Origin of the sequence: Asaia sp. BMEF1 (assembly GCF_051628905.1) — a bacterium.
Classification (GTDB): Bacteria; Pseudomonadota; Alphaproteobacteria; order Acetobacterales; family Acetobacteraceae; genus Asaia.
Window position 1 is genome coordinate 2652092 of sequence record NZ_CP157575.1, and the last position, 15272, is coordinate 2667363.

At 58.0% G+C, this 15272-nt stretch carries 13 protein-coding genes; 8 read left to right on the top strand and 5 right to left on the bottom strand.

Translation table 11 applies throughout. The features are described 5' to 3' along the window. The first annotated feature begins 128 nt into the window (after positions 1 to 128). Genes ABHV46_RS11815 through ABHV46_RS11830 form a run of 4 tightly spaced genes read left to right on the top strand, consistent with a single transcriptional unit; the run spans position 129 to position 5725 of the window. Positions 129 to 905, top strand: a complete 777-nt coding sequence (locus tag ABHV46_RS11815; RefSeq protein ID WP_438381620.1) for an ImuA family protein — start codon at positions 129 to 131, stop codon at positions 903 to 905. After that, positions 796 to 2313 (top strand): DUF6504 family protein, encoded by a 1518-nt coding sequence (locus tag ABHV46_RS11820; RefSeq protein ID WP_438381621.1) that lies wholly within the window; start codon positions 796 to 798, stop codon positions 2311 to 2313. Before ABHV46_RS11815 ends, ABHV46_RS11820 begins: the two co-directional genes overlap by 110 nt. Next, on the top strand, positions 2313 to 2573 hold the full coding sequence (locus tag ABHV46_RS11825; RefSeq protein WP_336946734.1) for a hypothetical protein: 261 nt from the start codon (positions 2313 to 2315) through the stop codon (positions 2571 to 2573). The genes ABHV46_RS11820 and ABHV46_RS11825 overlap by 1 nt, the downstream gene beginning before the upstream one ends. Beyond that, the gene (locus ABHV46_RS11830) at positions 2570 to 5725 is read left to right on the top strand and encodes an error-prone DNA polymerase (RefSeq protein ID WP_438381622.1); all 3156 of its coding nucleotides are present in this window, start codon (positions 2570 to 2572) and stop codon (positions 5723 to 5725) included. The genes ABHV46_RS11825 and ABHV46_RS11830 overlap by 4 nt, the downstream gene beginning before the upstream one ends. Before the next feature lie 76 nt (positions 5726 to 5801). On the opposite strand, the gene ABHV46_RS11835 is transcribed toward ABHV46_RS11830, so the two are convergent. After that, positions 5802 to 6647, bottom strand: a complete 846-nt coding sequence (locus ABHV46_RS11835; protein ID WP_438381623.1) for an SDR family oxidoreductase — start codon at positions 6645 to 6647, stop codon at positions 5802 to 5804. Positions 6648 to 6731: 84 nt separating this feature from the next. Here ABHV46_RS11835 and ABHV46_RS11840 point away from each other — a divergent pair, with 84 nt between their 5' ends. From ABHV46_RS11840 to ABHV46_RS11850, 3 genes are all read left to right on the top strand, one after another. Further along, positions 6732 to 7118 carry a winged helix-turn-helix transcriptional regulator gene (locus ABHV46_RS11840; protein ID WP_438381624.1) on the top strand — a complete coding sequence of 129 codons (387 nt, stop codon included), beginning with the start codon at positions 6732 to 6734 and terminating at the stop codon, positions 7116 to 7118. 145 nt (positions 7119 to 7263) lie between these two features. Next, positions 7264 to 8139, top strand: coding sequence for a peptidylprolyl isomerase (locus ABHV46_RS11845; RefSeq protein ID WP_438381625.1), 876 nt, complete (start codon positions 7264 to 7266; stop codon positions 8137 to 8139). 97 nt (positions 8140 to 8236) lie between these two features. Then, complete coding sequence (locus ABHV46_RS11850; RefSeq protein ID WP_438381626.1) at positions 8237 to 8359, top strand: hypothetical protein; 123 nt, start codon at positions 8237 to 8239, stop codon at positions 8357 to 8359. Between the two features lie 381 nt (positions 8360 to 8740). On the opposite strand, the gene ABHV46_RS11855 is transcribed toward ABHV46_RS11850, so the two are convergent. Beyond that, entirely contained in the window at positions 8741 to 9703 is a 963-nt protein-coding gene (locus ABHV46_RS11855) for a fatty acid desaturase family protein (protein ID WP_438381627.1), read from the bottom strand. 734 nt (positions 9704 to 10437) lie between these two features. Here ABHV46_RS11855 and ABHV46_RS11860 point away from each other — a divergent pair. Continuing rightward, positions 10438 to 11079: a hypothetical protein gene (locus tag ABHV46_RS11860; RefSeq protein WP_438381628.1), complete on the top strand. Its 642-nt coding sequence runs from the start codon at positions 10438 to 10440 to the stop codon at positions 11077 to 11079. Positions 11080 to 11170: 91 nt separating this feature from the next. On the opposite strand, the gene mmsB is transcribed toward ABHV46_RS11860, so the two are convergent. From mmsB to chvE, 3 genes are read right to left on the bottom strand one after another with little or no spacing between them, the layout of a single operon-like run. Further along, positions 11171 to 12439 (bottom strand): multiple monosaccharide ABC transporter permease, encoded by a 1269-nt coding sequence (gene mmsB / locus ABHV46_RS11865; RefSeq protein WP_336946742.1) that lies wholly within the window; start codon positions 12437 to 12439, stop codon positions 11171 to 11173. Positions 12440 to 12444: 5 nt separating this feature from the next. After that, entirely contained in the window at positions 12445 to 14028 is a 1584-nt protein-coding gene (gene mmsA, locus ABHV46_RS11870; protein ID WP_438381629.1) for a multiple monosaccharide ABC transporter ATP-binding protein, read from the bottom strand. Between the two features lie 4 nt (positions 14029 to 14032). Next, positions 14033 to 15112 carry a multiple monosaccharide ABC transporter substrate-binding protein gene (gene chvE / locus ABHV46_RS11875; RefSeq protein ID WP_438381630.1) on the bottom strand — a complete coding sequence of 360 codons (1080 nt, stop codon included), beginning with the start codon at positions 15110 to 15112 and terminating at the stop codon, positions 14033 to 14035. Positions 15113 to 15272 lie beyond the last annotated feature (160 nt).

Below are 15272 nucleotides of genomic sequence, written 5' to 3' on the forward strand. Positions count from 1 at the left end.
TGTTTTCAAAAAATAACCCCTCCCTCGCACCCTCTCTCTGTGTGCTCATTCTCTTCAAGTCCGAAACACAAGACGGTTGTTCCTGTTTTGTTCGTATGATACGGCCCGAATTTAAGGGAGGGCTCATCATGAAAGACAGACCGGGCATGGCCATGCTGCGCGACAGCGTGGCGCGCATAGAGCAACGTTATCAGAAGAACTGCGCCACGCTCTATTTCAAGACGGGGCTGGCTGATGTCGATGAGGCGCTCAAAGGGGGGCTGCGCCGGGGTGTCGTGCATGAATTTCTGGGTGAAGGGTATGACCGTCGGCTCTGTGCCCGGCCTACGCGGTTTATCGCGCAGATTCTGGCGTGTGCGACGGGACCGGTCATCTGGGTCATGCCACAGGGGGCGGGGCTGGTTCTGGCGGGTTTGCGTCAGGCAGGATTGTCTGCTGAGCGGCTGCTCTGCATCGAGGCCGAACCGTCGCGTCTTGCAGGAACAATCGAGGATGTATTGCGCAGCAAAGGGGTGACGGCGGTTGTGGCCGATCTGGCCGAGCCCCTCTCTCTCACCGCCTCACGTCGCCTGAGTCTGGCAGCCGAAGCGACGGGGGCAACGGGGTTCTTGCTGCATCGTCACGAGCATTTCGTACCGCCGAGCGCCTGCTGGACGCGCTGGCGCATTGGCGCGGCGCCTTCTGATCCGCTTTGCATCGGGCGTCGTACCCTTTTGTCCTTTCCCGAGACTGTCTCGCTTGTTTTGCTGCGTTGCCGGGGGGGAGACTCCCTTTCCTGGAGGATCGGAACGGATCATGTCTCGCCGTCTTCTCTCCCTCTGGCTGCCGCATTGGCGCACGGCACTCTGGCAAAAGAGACATCCGCATGGCGATCCGGCCGTGCCGTTGGTGCTGTACGAGCGTGAGGGTCAGAGCCGTAAAGTTGTGGCTGCCAATGAGGCCGCTCTGCGCGGCGGTATTCAACCCGGTCAGTTTCTGGCCATGGCGCGCAGCCTCGTGCCCGATCTGGTGGCCGAGGCGGTTGCTCCTGAGCGTGACGCTCTCGCCTTGCATAAACTGGCCGAGTGGTGCCGCTGCTTCTCGCCTCTGGTTGCCATCGACCCTCCTGACGGGCTCTGGGTCGATACGACAGGCTGCGCGCATCTGTTCGGCGGTGAGACGGCCATGCTCGAAACGATGAAAGAGCGTCTGGAAGCGCGCGGCCATACCGTGCGGGCTGCCTTGGCGGAAACGGCCGGTACGGCCCACGCTTTGGCCCGTTATGGCGATGACAGGCTGAGCATCGTACCGCAGGGAGAGGCGGCGCAGGCGCTGCTTGCCTTGCCTGTGGAAGCCCTTCGCCTCGAGGTTAAGGAATGCGACCGGCTGCGTATGCTGGGCATTACCCGCATTGCCGATTTATGCGACGTGCCGCGTGCGGCCCTGACACGGCGTTTTGGCACGAAACCGGCGCGGCAGCTCGATTATGCGCTTGGCAGGCAGAAAGAGTCGCTTCTGTTCGAGCAGCCTGTCGTTGCGCTGCATGTGAAGCGTCATCTGGTCGAGCCGATCGGTACGGCAGAGAGTATCGCGCAGGTGGTGCAGGTGTTGATTCAGGAAGTGGCGTTGCTGTTGCAGCAGAAAGGGCTGGGTGCGCGTCGCATCGATCTGTTCTGCCTGTGTGTGGATGAGGGGATTCAGGCCGTGCGCATCGGCACGTCCGAGCCGGTGAACGATCCGGCGCGGCTATGCCGTTTGTTGCAGGAGCGCATCGAGACCATCGACCCAGGTTTCGGAATTGAATGCATGAGTCTGCAGATCGATTGCGCCGAGCGTCAGGCCCCGGCCATGGCGGGGGCGGACCTGGCCGGGCGTGAAAGGGAGGAGGATGAAGAAGGGCTTGGCATTCTGGCCGAGCGGCTGCGGAACAGGCCGGGTCTGCGTGGCGTCTATTATCTGGGCGAGACCCATGCCCCATTTCCAGAAGCAGCCCAGCAGCGTCTTGCTGTGCCCTCTGCCGAGCATGGCATGTCTGCCTGGCCGCGCCCCACCCGTCTTTTCGCATCGCCGCGCCCGATCGCGCCACCCGATCTGGCAGAAGATGACAGCCCGCAGCGCTTTATCTGGCAGGGAAGGGCGCTCGCCGTTCGCGGGTCCGATGGGCCGGAGCGCTTGCATGGGGCATGGTGGCAGCAGGCGGCCGAGGCCGGAGCCATACGCGATTACTGGATCGTGGAAGTCGAAAACGGTGAACGTTTCTGGTTGTTTCGCAGCGGAGACGGGGCACATCGCTGGTCTGGCGACGGGGCGTGGTTCGTCCACGGTTTATTCTGATGACGGAGGAGTTTCTGCCCCGTGACGAGGTTCTGCGCGCTGCCGAACCCGATGATATTGCCGAAGCCCTGACTCATGCTTTGCGTTTCGATGGTCGTCGCCGTGTGCATGACGCCGATGAACTCATGGCCGGCCTCGTTGCCACGCGTCTGGTCGCGCATCTGGCGCGCTGCGGCTTCGTGCTGATGAAGCGCGCGGCCGTGGCCCCCCACGACACCAGCCATCATGGGCACCCTCATGAGGCGAATCAAAAATCGTGACCACGCCGCTTCATGTCACCTCCTATTATTCTTTTCTGCGTGGCGTGAGTGCCCCGCATGATCTGTTTTCCGTCGCCCATGCGCAGGGACACAAGGCGCTGGCCCTGACGGATCGCCATTCCGTGGCGGGAATGGTGCGGGCTCATGATGCGGCAAAACAGAGCGGCCTACGGCTGATTCCGGGATGTCGTCTGGATCTGACAGAAGGCGCGACGCTGCTGGTCTATCCCATGGACCGTGTCGGCTGGGGACAGCTCTGTCGTTTGCTGACATTGGGCCATAGACGCGGCCCAAGGGAGGTTTTTTCTCTCACCTGGCAGGATATGGAACAGGGAAGCGACCGGCTTGTCTGCATCCTGCTACCCGAGGGAGACCATGCGCAGATCGCTGCCGCACTCCATCGATTGGAAGGGCTGAGGCAAAAGACGAAAGGCCCTGTCTATTGCGGTCTGTCGAGACGCAGCCAGCCTGCCGATCTTCAGTGGCTTTGCACCGTGCAGCAGTGGGCACATGCAGCGGGTATCGAGACGGTCGTGACCGGCGATGTGCTGTATCATGAGGCACGCTGCCATGTGTTGCAGGATGTGGTGACGGCCATTCGCGAGCATTGCACGCTCGATGCGCTTGGGGCGCGTCGCGCTTTGCATGAAGATCGCGCTCTCAAGGCTCCTGCTACGCTGGTGGCGCAGTATGAGGCCTTTCCCGAGGCTCTGGCGCGTATTGCCGAGATCGAAGCCCAATGTCGCTTCTCGATGGAAGATCTCTGTTATCAATATCCGCAGGAAACCGACCGGCCCGATGAGACGCCCCAACAGACCCTGACCCGTCTGGTGCGCGAAGCCCTGCCACGTCGTTATCCGGCAGGCGCCAAGCAGGCGGTGCGCAAACAAATCGCGCATGAACTCGATCTGGTCGGCTCTCTGGATTACGCGCCCTATTTCCTGACCGTGCACAGTATTGTGCAGCAGGCCCGAAAGTTGGGCATTGTGTGTCAGGGGCGTGGATCGGCAGCCAATTCGGCCATTTGCTATGTGTTGGGCATTACGGCCATCGATCCGATTCAGTCGGGATTGTTATTCGAGCGGTTTCTTTCAGTAGAAAGACGCGAGCCACCCGATATCGATGTGGATTTCGAAAGCGATCGGCGCGAAGAAATCATTCAGTGGATCTATCGCCGTTACGGGCGGAGCCATTCGGCTCTGTGCGCCACGCTCATGCGCTATCGCCCGAAAGGGGCGTTGCGTGAAGTCGGCAAGGTGCTCGGGCTCTCTGAAGATGTGCTCGGGCTGATATCGAAATATCTGGCCTCGTCGCTGGGTGATCCTGTTCTGCTCAGGGCCCGTGCGGCAGAGTTGAATCTCTCTTTGTCAGACCGGGCTCTGGCACTCACCTTGCGTCTGGCGGGTGAGCTGGTGGGAATTCCCCGACAGCTTGGCACCCATCCTGGCGGCTTCGTTCTGACGCGCGATCGTCTGGACGAGCTGGTGCCTATTCAGCCCGCCGCCATGGAAGATCGTCAGATTATCGTCTGGGACAAGGACGATATCGACATTCTGCGTTTCATGAAGGTCGATGTGTTGGGGCTCGGTATGCTCGGCTGTCTGCGTCGCGGTTTCGACATGCTGCAGGACTATCGCATCCGTCATCTGGAAATGAGCTCCGTCCCGCCCGATGACCCAAAAACCTATGAGATGATCTGCCGTGCCGACACGCTCGGGACGTTTCAGATCGAGAGCCGCGCCCAGATGTCCATGCTGCCGCGTCTCAAGCCGCGCAGATTTTACGATCTGGTGGTGCAGGTCGCGATCGTTCGCCCAGGCCCCATTCAGGGGGACATGGTGCATCCCTATCTGCGTCGTCGCGAGGGGATTGAAAAAGTCGCTTATCCGCAGCCTGCCTTGAAGGAAATTCTGGGCAAGACGCTCGGCGTCCCGCTTTTTCAGGAACAGGCCATGCAGGTCGCCATCAAATGTGCAGGCTTTACCCCCGGCGAGGCCGATCAGCTCCGGCGCTCCATGGCAACCTTTAAATTCACCGGCGGGGTCTCGCATTTCAAGACCAAGCTGATCGAGGGCATGGTCGCCAATCATTATGAGCGTGATTTTGCCGAGCGCACATTCCGGCAGCTCGAGGGTTTTGGCTCCTATGGTTTCCCGGAGAGTCATGCGGCCAGTTTTGCTCTGATTGCCTATGTCTCGAATTATCTTAAATGCCATTATCCCGATGTGTTTTGCGCGGCTTTGCTCAATTCGCAGCCCATGGGGTTTTATGCCCCGGCGCAGGTGGTGCGCGATGCGCGCGAGCATGGCGTGGATGTGCGGGCCATCGACATCAATGCCTCACGCTGGGATTGTCATCTGGAAAGCGTGTCTGCCACGCGCGCCCACGCCGTGCGTCTGGGTTTTCGTTTGGTCAAGGGCCTGTCGAACGATCATGCGGCCAGACTAATCGCCAATCGCTTTCCGGCTTATGATTCGCTGGACGATGTCTGGCGCCGTGCCGCTATTCCCGTCGCCGCGCTCGAGGCTCTGGCAGCTGCCGATGCTTTTCGCTCACTCGATCTCGACCGGCGTGCTGCGCTCTGGGCCATCAAGGGACTGGCCGATACGGTGCTGCCGCTTTTTGCCGCCGCCGATCGCAAGCTGAACCGCCCCGGCCCGGAAGTGATCGAGCCCGATTATACGCCGCGCCCCATGAGCGAAGGGCGCGAGATGGTGGAAGATTACAATACGCTCGGTCTGACCCTGCGCCAGCATCCGATGGCCTTTCTCCGCCCGCGTCTGGCGCAGCGTGGTATGGTAACCTGCGCCGATCTGCGCGTATTGCGTGATGGCAGCCGCGTGGTGGTGCCGGGTCTGGTGCTGATGCGGCAGCGCCCCGGCACGGCGCATGGCGTGATGTTCATGACGCTGGAGGACGAAACAGGCACAGCGAATCTCATCATCTGGAAAGACCGTGCCGAAGCCCAGCGTCGCATCGTGATTGGTGTCAATGCTGTTGCCTGCCACGGCATTTTGCAACGTGAAGGCGAAGTGATCCATGTTGTGATGCAGCGTCTGGAAGATCTGACCCCTCTGATGCGCGAGATCGCCGTGTCAGAGGAAGAAGAGGGTACGGTTACGCCCAGACTCAAAGCGCGTGATTTTCATTGAGAAAATAAAAAACGAACTGCATTCAGAAAAACTCTTCTGAATGCAGTCTATAAGAAAGCTTGGGTCGCTGAGGGGATTATTCCAGAGCCGAGGCGACGCTTGCAGCAAGCGACGTCGTAGGTCGTCCGATCAAGGCAGAGAGTTGATGCCCATCATCGAAAAGGGCACCTCGTGACGCAGCGTTATCCCAGCTTGCAATGGCGGCTGCCAGCCCATCAGGCAGACCGAACTTGATGAGCGCCTGAGCATACTCGTTTGCAGGAAGATCGAGATAGGGAATTTGCTTGCCTGACTGCAGCGAGATCTCTGCTGCCAGTTCGGCCAGTGTCCAGGCCGTATCCCCTGCGAGTTCGTATATTCTGCCGCTATGGTGAGAGTCTGTCGCTGTGATCGCCAGAGCTTCGGCATAGTCAGCACGGGAAGCAGATGAAATCAGACCCTTACCGGCACTACCGATAAAAGCACCCCCATCGAGAGCGGGTTTTACGGATGCGGTATAGTTCTCGCTATACCAGCCGTTGCGCAAGGTCGTGAAAGACAGACCCGATGCCTGCAATGCGGCTTCGGTCGCGCGGTGCTCATCAGCCAGTGAGAGCGCCGAAACATCGGCATGCAGCACACTCGTATAGATAATGCGTTTCACACCGGCAGATTGCGCCGCAGCGATCACGTTGCGATGCTGGGTAACGCGCTGGCCGATTTCGCTCGAGGAAATCAGAACCAGTGTATCGACCCCGGTCAGTCCGGGGATGAGCGTTTCGACTTGGCTATAATCGAAGCGTCGCGTCTCGATAGTGTGCAGAGTCGGCCTTGCCGGTGTGCGCATGAGAGCAATGATCGGCTCAGCGTTTTCCTGTTCCGATAGTCTGTTGAGCACAAGCTGGCCGAGCTGACCGCTCGCTCCGGTAATCGCAATTGTCATTTTCGCCTCATTCCGGCTGTGATTGTCACTCACCAGAGTTAGGGCCATTGCTTCTTTTTCGTAAGTACATACAAAAATGTAAGTATGGAAAATCATTCGAAAGAGGCCCGAGAGCCGCTCTCTGTCCAGCTTCGTCGCGGTGATCTGCTGATTGCCCAATGCCCGTCCCGTGAGGTGCTGAAGCATATCACCAGCCGCTGGGGTGTGCTGGTTCTGATCGTGCTGCAAGACAATACGCGTCGTTTCAGTGAGTTGCGTCGTCAGATCGGCGGCGTCAGTGAGCGAATGCTGGCCCAGACACTGCAATGGCTTGAAAGCGACGGTCTGGTAAACCGCGTGGCGCTCAATGTTGTGCCCCCCCATGTCGAATACAGTCTCACGCCGCTCGGGCAGGAAGCCGCCGGCAAGGTTTCTGAACTCGCGGACTGGATCGAAACAAGATTGCCGGATGTTCTGGCCTCTCGACGATAAGAGAGGGACCGCTAGAAAGCCTGTTACTCTGATCGCGCTTGACTTCGAACCTGTAAGGCCATCTCAGATCGGATCATTTAACGAAAACACGTCTGTCATCGCCAAATTTCTGTGCAAAACCTCTACGTGTGGGCATTGTCGAATTATGCGCTTTCTCCTTGCTTCCATCGTCCTCTCTTTTCCGATAACCGCTGTTGCGGCGCCCGCACTGAGCCCGGCCGAGATCGTCGAACAGGCGCCTGACGCTGCGTGGCAAAATGTCTCCCCTGATCGCCTTCTGATCATGAAGCTGGGTAATGGGGCACGTGTCGTCATCCAACTCGCGCCGGAATTCGCTCCGGTGCATGTGGCCAATATCGTGCGCCTTGCACATGCCCACGCCTGGGATGACGGCGCTATTGTTCGTGTGCAGGATAATTACGTCGTCCAGTGGCGCGTCAAGGATGAGACTGCCTCATTGCCTGCGGGTTTTGTGAGCCATCCTCCGGCTGAATATGAGCGGTCTCTGTCCGGCCTCGATTACAGGCCCCTGGGTTTTTCCGATGCGTATGCGGCAAAAGCAGGGATCGCGTCGGGATGGCCCGTTGGGAGCGATGGCACGCAAATCTGGCCTGCTCACTGCTACGGAGCGGTGGGAGTAGGCCGGGATATGCCCCCTGATACAGGTGACGGACGTGAGCTCTATGTGGTTAATGGAGAGGCGCCAAGACAGCTTGATCGCAATCTTGCCGTTATCGGTCGCGTGGTCGTGGGTATGGAGTTTCTGGGCGCACTGCCGCGCGGCACCGGGCCACTCGGATTTTATACCGATGCTCATCAGAATATTGCCATCCAGAGCGTGACTCTCGCCGCCGATCAACCGCAAGCCGTACGGAAACGGGTGCAGGTTATGCGTACGGATAGCCCCAGTTTTCAGACATATCTCGCAGCCAGAGCAGGGCGGCGCGATCCGTTCTTCGTGAGGCCGGCACAGGGTGTGACGCTCTGCAACGTGCCTGTTCCGGCAAGGGAGCGAGAGTAAGACGGCGCGGTTGCAGCTTCTTCAGCACTCTGACGAGCCTCAGCCGGATGAATTGGTGTTGCCAAGGTAGTCTGTCGCATGAGGCAGCTTCAGCAATATGAGCACGGTCGATGCACAAGACCTCGCGCTGTTCTTCCGGCACGTCAGTAATGGGGAAGAACCGAAGCTCTGCCGTCGTGCCATGATCGACAACGTGACGCGTTGGATTCTGCCCGTTTGATTTATCAATGCTGGGGACGCACTCCTTTGAGCGAGAGATCGATAAATCGCAGCACTGGTTCGTGACGGTTATTGGCACCTGTAGTGGTGCAGACGTTGCAAGTGCACCCAGCGAGTTGATGTGATCGATGTTGTGCCTGCTGTACAATCATGCATACGCGTTGGAGCGCCTCTGAGCGGGGGCGTCACATGTCGAAGGGTGTGATCAGGGGAGAAGGATCAACTGGCAGGAAGCCGAGTAGGCTCGCCTGCTCACTGAATTCAGGGCCATGCCGCAGGGGGCTTCTGGTCCGCCACTAGGGCTGATCCTGCAGAAAAAGGCAGCCGTCATGAAGAAAATAGCGGGTTGAACGCCGCTATTCCTGAAACGTAGCCATCGATTTTAGATGGAAACCGGCACCAATGGGCGTGCGCGATGAGCTGTCGAGAACGGCACCATGCGACATGTCGCTTCGTCCCATAATGTGTGGCGGAATAGTTCCTGAAATGCCTCACGCAGGCCCAGCACCTTGACGTCATGAAAGACGCTATGGGCCTCGTGGCATTCAGCAAGACGATAATTGGGAATGCCGGGTGCAGCATGATGAATGTGATGCAGGCCGATACTGCCGGAAAACCAGTTGAGCCAGCCGGGCAGTTTCAGAAAGGAGCAGCCCGTCAGGGCGGCATCGAAAGAATTCCAGTGCTCGGCGCGTTCCCAGTGAACCCCCTCGAATTTATGCTGGACGAGAAACAGGGCGACGCCGATCACAGCCGCCGGATAGACGACGCCCAAAGTCAGAAGGGCAGTCGTTGCAATGCCGAAATGCCAAGCCAGTGCGCCATAGATCAGGACTAGGCAGAGATTGGTCGTATGAACACCCAGTCGCTCCGTCTGCCAGGAGCGGGGAGTGTCGAAAGGAATACGATAGACAAGAAAGAAGATGACGGGCGGCATCAGCAGAAGCGTGAACACCGGGTGTTTCGAAAGCCGGTAAGCAATGCGCTGCCGTGCCGACATCGCGTAATATTCTTTCACCGTTGTGCAGTCCGAATAAATGTCGGACAAGCGCCCACGGCTTTCGATATTGTTCCAGTCGCCATGATGCACAGCATGATGCCGCCGCCAATGATCATATGGCGTGAATGTCATCAGGGAGCAGAGCCGCCCCACGAGCCGGTTGGCCCAAGCGGCGCGAAACAGCGAGCCATGGCCGCAATCATGCTGCAGGGTGAAAGTCCGAATTGCAAGACCGCTCGCCAGAGGCAGCAGAACCAGCACGAAATAGAAGCCGTGCGCGATCCCCAGATACAGTGCGGCATAACACGCCATCATCCCGCCAAGGGTCGTGACAGACTGGAACACGCTGGTTTTGTGATTTGGAGATTGATAGTTTTTAACGGAACGGATTTCAGCCGCGCGGCAAGTTGGAGCATTCGTGTCTGGTGCGATCGGATGCGGCATGAGGCTCTGCAAGATAAGTTTTTCGGGGCTCTCGAACCTGTATCACACGCAGCTTCGCCCACAACCCCCGTTTTCATAAAAGAGGACTATATCAGTCTTTTTGTGAAAATATTATCGGATAATGACGACCCCACGTAATATACTGGCTATTCAAGTCTCAATCTGCTCCAGTATGTCGATTACCGTCACACAATGACAGCGTCTTCTGCACGAACAGTCAGGATTCCCGGCTGACCGGTTTATTGCGAGCGCTATCGTTATTTTCCGTTTTGTCTATAAAGAGCATTTTGCCGAATTTACCCTGATAAGGCGGCTCTTGCCCCCTCATGGGGAGAGGGGAGCGTATTATTCTTTTGTGGTGGTGATTCTCGATCAATTATTTCTTAAGCTGATGCCGCGTCTGAAAGCCAGGCAGAGTGATTATGTCTCTCGCGTGACAGTGCCCTATAATTTTCGTTACAGTATCATTAATTTCTTTGCCGTATCGATGCGATTCATTAATGTCTTGTCGTCCCTCGTTATTCCGGCGAGGTGGAACACAAGGGCGCATTCACGTGTCACTCAGGCTTTCGAGGGTTACCCTTTTTTCTTTTATTACCGCCAGTGCGGCCACTTTCCCGGCTTTTAGCGCGACCTTGTCTGCCGGGTATGAGCCAACCGTCTCTGCCCGTGTGGGCACGCTCGGCATCGGGCCAGAGGTGAGCCTGCGCATTCCGAACTCGCATTGGGGATTTCGGGGAAACATCAATTTTTTCACCTATAATGATTCCTCGATTTATCATCATAGGTTCTCCGATAGTAACCCGACCACCGGATATGATCTGGACGCGAATTTCGGCGGATCTTTCAGATTTTTCAATGGTGGACTGACCACCGATTTCTACCCTCTGGGAACAGGATTCCGGGTTTCGCTCGGCGTGTACGGCGTTGGTAATCGCGTTACGGCCAATGCAACACCCCGTGGGGATGCGCGTATCGGGCGTAGCATTTACAGCGTGCAGGATGCGGGGCGCGTTGCTCTGAAAATACTGCCCAATCAGGTAGCTCCCTATGTTGGCGTCGGCTATGCCGGCCGCATTGTGAGTAACATCGTGTTTTCTGTCGATGCGGGTATTCTTGCCGAGGGTGACCCTCGTGTCTCAATGACGACCGAAGGGCCGGCTGCCGCCTTGCCCTCTTTCACGCAGAACGTCGAAAAAGAGCGGCGGCGCCTTGCACATGAAGTCAATGTGCCTGTCTATCCGGTACTCGAACTGGGCCTTGGCTATCGCTTCTAACCGATCAACCGGCCTCCATTACGCGCTTTTTCCAAGACGTCGAGCGCGTAATGTGGTGAAAATTTCCGGTAGAGGATAGAGAAACGCTCCGTTACGCCCGGCGCTGATTATAGACATCAACACAAACGGCCCCCAGCAGGACGAGTCCTTTCAGCACCTGCTGATAGTCGATGCCGATGCCCAGAATGGACATGCCGTTATTCATCAGCCCCATGATCAGCGCGCCGATCACCGCCCCACCGACGCGCCCGACGCCGCCATAAGCGGAAGCCCCGCCGATAAAGCAGGCGGCGATCACGTCCAGCTCGAATCCGAGCCCGGCCTTGGGGGTGGCCGTGTTCAGGCGGGCGGCAAAAATCAGTCCACCGAGGGCCGCCAGCACGCCCATATTCACAAAAGTCAGGAAGGTCAGGCGCTCGGTGCGAATACCCGAGAGCTTGGCCGCGCGCACATTGCCACCCACGGCATAGATCTGGCGACCGACTGTCGTGCGGCTGGTGACGAAGCTGTAGATGCCGATCAGAAGCGCCATAATGATCAGCACATTCGGCAGACCGCGATAGCTGGCGATGAGTGTTGCGAGATAAACGATAATGCCGAACACGGCGATGTTCTTGCCGATGAAAAGCGGCAGCGGCTCGACCTCGATCTCGCTCCGCTGATAACGCGTCCGGCTGCGCAGCGAGGCCGCCACCATGGCAATTGCGACAGCCACGCCCAACAGAAGCGAGGTCAGGTTGTAATGGCCCAGCCTGGGCAGAAATTCAGGGATGAAGCCCGATGACAGTTTCTGGAAAACCGTCGAGAACGGCCCGAGCGACTGGCCGCCCAGTAATGCCAGAGCCAGCCCCTTGAACACGAGCATGCCGGCCAGGGTCACGATGAAAGAGGGAATCTTGAAATAGGCGATCCAGTAGCCTTGTGCGGCGCCAATCAATGCGCCTGTCGCCAGGCAGGTAAGGGTCGTTACCACGAAATTGCAGTGTAACTGGACCATCAGCACTGCAGCCACTGCTCCGGTGAATCCGGCGACGGAGCCGACAGACAGATCTATATGGCCCGACACGATCACCAGCAGCATGCCGAGCGCCATGACCACGATGTAGCTGTTTTGAAGCACCAGATTGGTCAGGTTGAGCGGGCGCAGCAATGTCCCGTTCGTCATGATCTCGAAAAACACGCCAATCGCGACCAGCGAGATGAACATGCCATAATCGCGCAGATTATTGCGTATGAAGCGGCCCATCGCTCCACCGCCGAAATGGCTGCCGCCCGGTATCTGACCGTTTGGGGTGTTGCCGGAAGTCTTGTCTTTATCGGGGGTGGTATAACCGCCGGGGGTCAGAACATGTTCGCTCATAGGGGTCACACTCCCATGGCGAGGTTTGTCGCCTCGCTGGGTATGGAGGAAATGGGAAGGGAAGCGCTTGTGCTGTGGATAATCGCGCGCATGATCTTTTCCTGCGTCGCGTCCTCGCGAGAGAACTCGCCCACGAAACGCCCTTCGTTCATGACGCAGATACGATCGCAGATACCGAGGAGTTCGGGCATTTCGGAAGAGATCACCACGCAGCCACGGCCGCTATCGGCCATTTGCTGGATCAGGGCGTAGATCTCGTATTTCGCCCCCACATCGATCCCGCGTGTCGGTTCATCGAGAATAAGCACATCGGGATTGGTGAAAAGCCATTTCGACAGCACGACTTTCTGTTGATTGCCGCCAGAAAGCTTGCCCGCCATCTGTTGCACGTTTGGCGAGCGGATACGCATCTTGTCGCGATAATCCTGAGCGATACGCAATTCGGCAATTTCATCGATCACGCCGTTTTTCGCGATGCCGCGCAGTTCGGCGAGCGATATGTTGTGACGAATCTCGTTATTCAGATGCAGCCCAAGCTCCTTTCGGTCTTCGGTAACATAGGCGAGCCCCGCATCGATGGCGCGGCTGACGGTCGAGACATCGACAGGTTTGCCGCGCATGGTCACACGCCCGCTGATGCGTGTGCCGTAGGAGCGGCCGAACAGGCTCATGGCGAATTCTGTGCGCCCAGCGCCCATCAGCCCGGCAATGCCGACGATCTCACCCGCGCTGACGTGAAAATCGACATTGCGAATGACCTGCCTGTCGGGGTGAAGCGGATGCCAGGCCGACCAGTCCTCCACCGCCATCAGCGTCTCTCCGATCTGTGGTGTGTGGGAGGGATAGCGATGTTCGAGGTCGCGGTTGACCATCAGGCGGATGATCTCGTCCTCATCTGCCGGGCCGCTGCGGCAATCGATCGTGCCGACGCTGCGCCCGTCGCGCAGCACGGTGATGCGATCTGCAACGCGTGAGATCTCGTTGAGCTTGTGAGAGATCAGGATCGAAGAAAGCCCTTCCGCCTTGAAGGCCAGAAGAAGGTCGAGCAGGGCCGCGCTGTCGCGCTCATTGAGGCTGGCTGTCGGTTCGTCGAGAATAAGCAGACGGACCTTTTTCGAAAGCGCCTTGGCAATTTCCACCAGTTGCTGCTTGGCGACGCCGAGATGGGTGACCAGAGTCTCCGGGTCTTCGGTCAGACCTACCTGACTCATCAGGTCGCGGGCGCGAATTCTGGCCGCATCGCGGTCGATTACACCCCAGCGACCGGGTGGATGAGTGATGAAAATGTTTTCCTGCACCGAGAGCAGCGGGATCAGCGCCAGCTCCTGATGGATGATAATAATGCCCAGCGCTTCCGAGCTGTTGATATCGGCAAAGCGGCGTTCTTCACTGTCGAAAACGATTTTGCCGTCAAAACTCCCGGCGGGGTAGACCCCGCTCAGGATTTTCATGAGCGTGGATTTACCTGCGCCGTTCTCGCCGCAAAGCGCGTGGATTTCGCCCGGCTCTACAGAGAAACTGACATCGCTCAATGCTGTAACGGGGCCGAACCGTTTCGCGATGTTTTGCATTTCAAGGATCGGGTTCATGGCGCTACTCGAGCTGGCTTGCGGTGTAATAGCCGCTATCGATCAGGGTCGGGCGGATATTGGCCTTGGTGACCACAACTGGCGTCAGCAGATAGGCCGGGACGATTTTCACGCCGTTATTGTATGATTTGGTGTCGTTCACCGGGACGGTCTTGCCTGCCAGCATGGCATCGACCATGTCTGCCGTTACCGATGCCAGTCTGCGCGTATCCTTGAAAATGGACGAATACTGGTCGCCTGCCATGATCGATTTGACCGAAGGAATTTCGCAGTCCTGGCCGCTCACATAGGCCATTTTCGTATCGCCGCTGCCATAGCCGACGCCTTTGAGCGACGAGATGATGCCGATCGAAATGCCGTCATAGGGTGAGAGAACGGCATCGAGATGGCGATCGGTGTAATAGGCGCTCAGCAGGTTATCCATGCGTGCCTGGGCGGTCGACCCGTCCCAGCGCAGGGTGGATACCTTCTCCATGGTCTTCTGACCGGAAGGGATCACCAGCTTGCCACTGTCGAGATAGGGCTTGAGCACGGACATGGCGCCGTTGAAGAAGAAATAGGCGTTGTTGTCGTCAGGTGAGCCACCGAAAAGCTCGATATTGAACGGCCCCTTTGCCTCTGGCAGGCCAAGGGCCTTGGTCAGGGAACTGGCCTGAAGCACGCCCACCTGGAAGTTGTCGAACGTGGCGTAATTGCTGACGTCTGGCGAGTTGCGAATGAGGCGATCATAGGCCACGACCTTGACCCCGCGCTGCGCCGCCTTGTGCAAGGTGTCCGACAGCGTCGTCCCATCGATTGCCGCGATGACCAGCACCTTGTCGCCTTTGGCAACCATGTTCTCGACCTGGGAGACCTGATTAGGAATATCGTCATCTGCATATTGAAGATCGGTACGATAGCCTCTCGATTGGAGGGTTTTGACGATGTTGTTGCCATCCGCAATCCAGCGGGCGGAAGATTTGGTAGGCATGGCGATGCCCACGACGGGTTTATCCTGTGCCGTCGCCCTGTCGGGCGTTACGAGACCGAAAAGACAGGTCGTGGCCAGGAAAGCGGAGACGAGGCCAGTACGGATTTTGGTCATGGCGCGAAATGTCCAGGAAATGGCCCTTCACATTCTTGCTGTACTGCGAAGGGCAAATAGGGGATTTTCGTCATGCTCGACCGGTCCGATCCGGCATCATGACGAACAGAGAACGAGCCGGATGAAGATTTTCATCGGCGGGTAAACAGCTATTGTCCCT

Coding starts and splice junctions, on each gene's coding strand:
- chvE (WP_438381630.1), bottom strand. CDS start 15,112: ATGACCAAAATCCGTACTGGCCTCGTCTCCGCTTTCCTGGCCACGACC.
- ABHV46_RS11825 (WP_336946734.1), top strand. CDS start 2,313: ATGACGGAGGAGTTTCTGCCCCGTGACGAGGTTCTGCGCGCTGCCGAA.
- ABHV46_RS11850 (WP_438381626.1), top strand. CDS start 8,237: ATGAGCACGGTCGATGCACAAGACCTCGCGCTGTTCTTCCGGCACGTC.
- ABHV46_RS11815 (WP_438381620.1), top strand. CDS start 129: ATGAAAGACAGACCGGGCATGGCCATGCTGCGCGACAGCGTGGCGCGC.
- ABHV46_RS11820 (WP_438381621.1), top strand. CDS start 796: ATGTCTCGCCGTCTTCTCTCCCTCTGGCTGCCGCATTGGCGCACGGCA.
- mmsA (WP_438381629.1), bottom strand. CDS start 14,028: ATGAACCCGATCCTTGAAATGCAAAACATCGCGAAACGGTTCGGCCCC.
- ABHV46_RS11835 (WP_438381623.1), bottom strand. CDS start 6,647: ATGACAATTGCGATTACCGGAGCGAGCGGTCAGCTCGGCCAGCTTGTG.
- ABHV46_RS11840 (WP_438381624.1), top strand. CDS start 6,732: ATGGAAAATCATTCGAAAGAGGCCCGAGAGCCGCTCTCTGTCCAGCTT.
- mmsB (WP_336946742.1), bottom strand. CDS start 12,439: ATGAGCGAACATGTTCTGACCCCCGGCGGTTATACCACCCCCGATAAA.
- ABHV46_RS11845 (WP_438381625.1), top strand. CDS start 7,264: ATGCGCTTTCTCCTTGCTTCCATCGTCCTCTCTTTTCCGATAACCGCT.